The organism is Microvirga sp. P4_G7 (assembly GCF_056401005.1).
Genome location: NZ_JBFUKD010000809.1, coordinates 1 through 1,463 on the forward strand (window position 1 = coordinate 1; position 1,463 = coordinate 1,463).

The window sequence follows — 1,463 nt, forward strand, 5'->3', positions numbered from 1 at the left end:
CGGTTCTACCCGCGAGATCGGTCACCGTGATGGTATCGGCAGCGTTGGCCGTCGCCGCGAAGCCGAGAACAGCGCAGAAGAGCGCGAGTGCGCAAAGGATGCGCGCCATCATCCGATGGAAGGGCAGCTCGTGAGAGCTAAGATATGTCTGCATCGTTTCCTCAATCAATGGGGTCAAGGCCCAGTGTTGAAAGCCCCCGAAACGCTCGGGACCGTCAGGGTTTGCGCGCCCGGATCGCATAGCGGTCCTGGCTTGCACGTTCGAGACGCTGTTTCAGCGGCATCTCTCGCCATTGCCCGCGGTGGATCGCGGACAAATTCCGGTCGATCGTCACGTCGCGAAATCCCGTACGCGACAGCAGTTCCGCGATGCGCTCGGCGTGAGCGCCTTGCGAGAAGTAGACTTGGCTCAGAATGCGGTTGTGGGTCTCCGCATCCATGCCCGGCCGAGGGGTCGGAGGCGTGAATCGGCCGACCAGATCGGCAGCGGCCTTGATCACCCTCTTGCTCAATCGGCGCGGCGGAGATGTATCGGCGTCGACGACCAGGAGCGTTCCACCAGGCTTCAGAACGCGCAGCCACTCACGAAATCCGGCTTCGGGATCGACCAGCGTCCAGACGAGATGGCGGGTCACGACGGCGTCGTAATGAGCTTCCGGTTCGAGCGTGTCCTCGGCGTCTCCAAGCATGAACCGGATCGGCGCCTTGCGTAGATGGGCTTTGGCTCGCGCTCGCGCCAACATCGCCTCGGAGAAATCGAGGCCGGTCACGTCGAACCCGATATCGTGGAGAAGGTGCGAGATCACGCCGGTACCGCTTGCGAGATCGAGTACGCTGCGGCCGCGTCCGTCCTTCAGGTGGCGGCGAAAGAGAGCATGCCACCCTGCCCGCTCCACCTCATTGAAGATTTCGTGGCCCGGCGATTGATCGAACGTTTCCGAACGTCGGGTCCAATAGTCCCGAATGTCGTCTTTCAATGTCCAGTTGGGCGCAACGGCAGTCTTCATCGTTTCGACGTCTCATCAAATCCGAGACGCGTATAGTTGTGTTTCACCCGAGTGTCACTCCAATGGAGCGAAACTTAGAATAGATATAGTTTGTATTGATTATAAAGAACGATCCAACCGCGCTTTTATTGCCGTTACACTTTCGCAATTGGATGCTTAATCGCATTGCACCGGATGGTTGATGCGTGCGCGCCGATCAGGGTCACTCGGTTGGACGTTTCCCCGAGGGCGTTCCATCAGGATTCATGCCGTAGCGCCGATAGCTTGCTTCGAGATCGCGATCGACCTGCGCTTTCATCCGCTGGTTCGCGCTCGCCATCCACGCGTTGCGCGCCGCAAGGCCGACGGGCATCGCAACTAGGCCGGCAGCTCCCGTGGGATCGAACGCGGCCGCAACGCCGACGGCGCCCTGCGCCGCGCCGAACGCTCTCGCTTCATTCATGAGCTGTGCTTCGG

2 protein-coding genes are annotated in these 1,463 nt (G+C 60.5%); both read right to left on the minus strand.

Annotation, left to right across the window (positions count from 1 at the left end):
- Window positions 1–215: 215 nt before the first annotated feature.
- Window positions 216–1,007 (minus strand): class I SAM-dependent methyltransferase, encoded by a 792-nt coding sequence (locus tag AC1DT3_RS20895; RefSeq protein WP_477467115.1) that lies wholly within the window; start codon window positions 1,005–1,007, stop codon window positions 216–218.
- Between the two features lie 202 nt (window positions 1,008–1,209).
- Window positions 1,210–1,463 (minus strand): hypothetical protein (locus tag AC1DT3_RS20900; protein WP_477467116.1); only part of this gene is annotated, 254 nt, incomplete at its 5' end.